Source organism: Halomonas sp. BC1 (assembly GCF_002078135.1).
Lineage (GTDB): Bacteria > Pseudomonadota > Gammaproteobacteria > Pseudomonadales > Halomonadaceae > Vreelandella > Vreelandella stevensii.
Map to the genome: position 1 here is coordinate 354,207 of NZ_LFGS01000004.1, position 5,314 is coordinate 359,520.

Genomic DNA, 5,314 nt, shown 5'->3' on the forward strand with positions numbered 1-5,314 from the left:
AAGACTGGCGTGCATGGCACTCCTGACGGCAGACGGTAGGTCAGCGCAGAATTAGTACCGGAATTCGGCTATTGCGCAGCATGGTCGTGGTTGTGCTGCCGACCAACAAATGACGAATCCGCGAGTGCCCGTAAGCGCCCATGACCAGCAGGTCGATGGCGTTTTCTTGCTCATACGCCTGTAAAACGTCATCCACTTCCCCGGCACGAATTTCTCCCTGCACATGATGTCCCGCATCGCGTAAGGTGCCAAGCGCCCATGCCAGCTCGCTGCGATGCTCCACCGTGTCTGACCCGACAATCAGCACATGGCAGGTGACCCCCGCGAACAGCGGGGAGCGGGCCAACATCTCGATACCCTTTTTGGCCGTTTTGCTGCCATCGAAGGCCATCAATACCTGCTCTGGACGCTTGAAGGCTCTGGGCACCATCAAAATCGGACGGTGCATTTCACGCACCATACGCTCCAGGTGGGCGCCCAGATGCCCGCTTGCCTGATGATCGGTTTCACCACGCTTGCCCACTACCAGCAAGCGCATCTCTTTCTCCAACGCCACCAGCGTTTCCACCAGCGTGCCATTCAGTTGGCGGAGAGTGGGCGCACTCACACCGCCTTCTACCGCTCTGGCACTGGCAGCTTCGAGCATCAGCTTGCCTTGCTCTCGGTTTACCCTGGCACGCTGCTCATCCAGCGCCGAAAGCTCTTCCATCAACTTTTCGCGGGCACCAAAACGCAGGCTGCCGGACAAATCCTGCGCTTCGGGTGCGCCTGCGTGGTTATCCACGATGTGCACAAGCGTCAAAGGTGCTTCCAGGGCCAGGCTGGCCCAGGCGGCGTAGTCACAAACGCCTTCGGCAAATTGGGAGCCGTCAATGGCGGCGATTACCTGTTCAGTCATGTTGTTCTCCTTACCGTGCTCAGTGGCCGCCCATCAGCTTTTCAACCGCTTCCGGGTCGTTATGCACCGCGTAGCGGTCTACCACGGTGGCGCTAGCTTCGTTCAGGCCTACCAGCTCGACCTCGGTGCCTTCACGGCGGAATTTGATCACCACGCGATCGAGGGCCTGCACGGCGGTCACATCCCAGAAGTGCGCTTTCGATAGATCAATGGTGACTTTGTCGATGCTCTCTTTGAAGTCGAACGCAGCCATAAAACGCTCGGATGAAGCAAAAAACACCTGCCCCACCACCTGATACTCGCGCTGTTTGCCGGCCTCTACCTCTTTCGAACCAACGTACATGATCTTGCCGACTTTGTTGGCAAAAAACAGCGCCGCCAGCAGTACGCCCACGAAAACCCCGATCGCCAGATTGTGGGTACCGACCGTGACGGCCACCGTTGCCAGCATGACGATATTGGTGCTCAACGGGTGCTTCTTCAGGTCGCGAATGGACTCCCAGCTAAAGGTGCCAATCGAGACCATGATCATCACTGCTACCAGCGCCGCCATGGGAATTTGCGACACCCAGTCTGCTAGGAATACCACCATCAGCAGCAGCACCACACCCGCAATCAGGGATGATAAGCGCGTCCGGCCGCCTGATTTGATGTTGATCACCGATTGCCCGATCATCGCGCAACCAGCCATACCGCCCATTAAACCAGCGCCAATATTGGCAATACCCTGACCTTTACACTCGCGATTTTTATCGCTGGGCGTGTCGGTGAGGTCATCCACAATGGTGGCAGTCATCATCGACTCAAGCAGACCTACAACGGTAAGCATGATGGCGGTAGGGAAGATAATCATCAGCGTTTCAAGATTTAACGGCACACTCGGCCATAAGAAAACAGGCAGCGTATCCGGCAGCTCTCCCATATCGCCGACGCTGCGAATATCCATGCCGCTGATCATATACACGGCGGTCAGCACCACGATGCACACCAGGGGGGAAGGAATCGACTTGCCAATCACCGGCAAATAAGGGAACAAGTAGATAATCCCCAGGCCGGCCAGCGTCATGGCATACACGTGCCACGTCACATTGGTGAGCTCCGGCAGTTGCGCCATGAAAATCAGGATCGCCAGCGCATTCACAAACCCGGTGACCACCGAGCGAGAAACGAAGCGCATCAGTTCCGCCAGCCGCAGGTAACCCGCGATAATTTGCAGCACGCCGGTCAGCAGCGTGGCGGCCAGCAGATACTCCAAACCATGCTCACGCACTAGCGTTACCATCAGCAGCGCCATCGCCCCTGTGGCCCCAGAGATCATACCTGGGCGGCCACCGGTAAAGGCGATAATCACCGCGATACAGAACGAGGCGTAAAGCCCCACTTTTGGATCCACGCCCGCGATAATTGAAAAGGCGATCGCTTCAGGAATTAGCGCCAGCGCGACGACAATACCTGAGAGCGTGTCGCCCTTGATGTTAGAGAACCACTCATGCTTGCTGAAAAGTGCCATTCAGGGAGTCCAATGGTTAGGGGGTTAAAGACATTGCGCGCCGCAGCCGCACACAAAGGCAGCACAAGAGCGCACGTTAGTAATAGATTGTCGGATGAATGCTACCAACCGAAGGCGCTAACGCGCCGATAGCCAAATAGCGGAACGGGGTGCCATAGCGCTGATATAACGCGCAGAGCGTTATGGCGCTGATAAGGAGGGGAACCCTAGGGCGGAGTCATCAGCCCTGGGGTGGGCAGAGCAATCGCTGCCATTGCATTGTTCATTACAAATAAACCTTGCTGTTCTATTATCGTTTTTCAGACGAAGGGATGGCCGCTAAGTGTCTTGATCCTAAGTACCTTGATACTAAGTGCCTTGGTCGTCGTGAGCGCCGCATTCTATCAGCAAACAGGGAGCTTCGCACCCATCTCCCTGGACGTTTAGACGATGCCCCGCCCCCTAAGTATCGCTTACCATGGCACTCAAATAGCGGGCCCATCGCCTGCTCTCCATCACTTTTCAACCACGTCACGAGAGGATCCGCACATGAGCCAGACAGTAGCAGTGATCAAAGGCGACGGCATCGGCCCCGAAATCATGGACGCCACCCTGAAGGTGCTGGAGGCCCTCGAGTGCGGGCTGGCCTATGAGTTTATCGATGCAGGACTGGTCGCGCTCGAGAAGCACGGCACGCTGGTGCCTCAAGCATCGCTGGATGCCATCGAGAAACACGGTGTTGCTCTGAAAGGGCCGCTGACAACGCCGATTGGCAAGGGCTTCTCCTCCATCAACGTTCAGTTGCGCCGTCATTTTGACCTTTATGCCAACGTTCGCCCGGCCATCAGTTTTCCCGGCACTCGCTCACGCTACGATGGCATCGACATGATCACCGTGCGGGAAAATACCGAAGGTGCCTACCTCTCCGATGGCCAGGAAATGGTGGACGACGGCAATACCGGGCTTTCCGTGATCAAGGTGACCCGCCAGGGCTCCGAGCGCATCGTGCGTTACGCTTTCGAGCTGGCCAAGCAGAACGGGCGTAAAAAGGTGACGGCTGTCCACAAGGCCAACATTATCAAGACCAGCTCCGGCCTGTTTCTGGACGTAGCCCGGGAAGTCGCCAGTGAGTATCCGGAGATCGAATTTCAGGAAATGATCGTGGATAACGCCTGCATGCAGCTGGTCATGAACCCGCATCAGTTCGATGTAGTGGTGACCACCAACCTGTTCGGCGACATTCTCTCGGACCTGTGCGCCGGGCTGGTGGGCGGTCTTGGCCTTGCCCCGGGCGCCAACATCGGTGAAAAGGCCGCTATCTTCGAAGCCGTACACGGCTCAGCTCCCGACATTGCGGGCAAGAATATGGCCAACCCCTGTGCGCTGCTGCTGGCAGCAGCACAAATGCTGGACCACCTGGGCATGCAGCAAAAAGGAGACGCCATTCGCAACGGCATCCGTGCGGTACTCGAAACCCGCCGAGACATGATCACCCCCGACATGGGCGGCACTGGCACGACGTCGACCTTTGCTCAAGCCCTGGTGGAGCAGGTCAATCGTTGATAATCATTAAAATAGATACCACATATTACTAATGTGACATTTTGTGCCATAAAGATACAAAACAGTGTTTTTTATAAGCAACTGGTCTATTCTAGGAGCGTTTATAACAACGCTCCCGGAATTTTACGGCCATGCTTACCTCCCTGAAGTCTGACCAGCTGCGCAGTGCGCTGTCACAACACACCGTTTGCATCTACTTTACTCCTGGGGGCGTGATTCAAGATGCCAGCCACTTGTTTCTGAGTACGGTGGGCTATTCACTGGCACAGACAAAGGGGCAGCACCACCGGATGTTCTGCTTTCCCGAAGATGCCAACAGCCCGGAGTACAAAGCTTTCTGGCAAGCGCTGGCCTCGGGGGAAAGCCAGCAAGGGCGCTTTCGACGGTTAAACGCGCAAGGAGAGGAAGTCTGGCTGGAAGCCACTTACCTGCCGATCAAGAACCGCCGTGGCAAGGTGGTGCAGGTGTTCAAGGTGGCCAGCGACGTGACCGAGAAACACCAGAGGGCGGCACGGGAGCGGGCCATTCTGGCAGCGCTCGACAGCTCCATGGCGGTCATCGAGTTCACCCCTGATGGCTACATTCTGGAAGCCAACCACAATTTCGAGCAGGCCATGGGCTACTCACTGAGCCGCATTCGCGGTGAACACCATCGCCTGTTTTGTGAGCCCCAGTTTTATCAACAGCACCCCCACTTCTGGCAAGAGCTGGCCCGCGGCGAGTTCAAGCAGGGCAAGTTCGTCCGGCTCAATGCCCAGGGGCAGGTAGTCTGGCTGGAGGCGACCTACAACCCCATCTTCGATGCCGAAGGGCGCGTGGTCAAAGTGGTCAAGTTCGCCACCGACATCACGGCGGAAATGACTGCCACAGAGGCCGCGAGGGCGACCGTCGGCAGCGCCAGAACGTCATCCAGCCAAACCGAGCGCATTGCTCAAGAGGGGCTTTCACATCTGCAGAAGGTGCTTGCCGACTCGCAGCAGGCCGCCTCGACGCTGGTCGAAGCACAGCAACTGATCAACGCCCTCAACCAGCAGGCTGCCCAGATCAATAGCATCACCAGCTCCATCGCTCGGATTGCCAGCCAGACCAACTTGTTGTCGCTAAATGCCGCCGTGGAGGCCGCACGTGCCGGTGAACAGGGGCGAGGTTTTGCGGTAGTGGCCAACGAGGTGCGCCAACTGGCCAAGGGCTCCAGCGATGCAGTCAGTGAAATCACTCGGGTGCTCAAGGAGAACAACGCCCTGGTGAGCAAGACGACGCAGGCCATGCAGCAGGTGGTGGAACAGGGCCAGAATAGCCAGAACAGCGTGAAGGAGATCGAGGCGATCGTTAACGAGATATTGCAGGGAGCGCAAAGCGTATCT

The 5,314-nt window shown here is 57.1% G+C and carries 4 protein-coding genes; 2 read left to right on the forward strand and 2 right to left on the reverse strand.

What is annotated here, in order from left to right; genetic code table 11:
* Nucleotides 1-40: 40 nt before the first annotated feature.
* Together B7L72_RS03210 and B7L72_RS03215 are read right to left on the reverse strand one after the other, a co-directional pair.
* Nucleotides 41-898, reverse strand: coding sequence for a universal stress protein (locus tag B7L72_RS03210; protein WP_081192507.1), 858 nt, complete (start codon nt 896-898; stop codon nt 41-43).
* A gap of 19 nt (nt 899-917) precedes the next feature.
* Nucleotides 918-2,408, reverse strand: a complete 1,491-nt coding sequence (locus tag B7L72_RS03215; RefSeq protein WP_081192509.1) for a SulP family inorganic anion transporter — start codon at nt 2,406-2,408, stop codon at nt 918-920.
* A gap of 528 nt (nt 2,409-2,936) precedes the next feature.
* Here B7L72_RS03215 and B7L72_RS03220 point away from each other — a divergent pair.
* Nucleotides 2,937-3,950 carry an isocitrate dehydrogenase gene (locus B7L72_RS03220; protein WP_081192511.1) on the forward strand — a complete coding sequence of 338 codons (1,014 nt, stop codon included), beginning with the start codon at nt 2,937-2,939 and terminating at the stop codon, nt 3,948-3,950.
* Nucleotides 3,951-4,081: 131 nt separating this feature from the next.
* The coding region (locus B7L72_RS03225) for a PAS domain-containing methyl-accepting chemotaxis protein (RefSeq protein ID WP_081192513.1) at nt 4,082-5,314 on the forward strand (1,233 nt) is incomplete at its 3' end.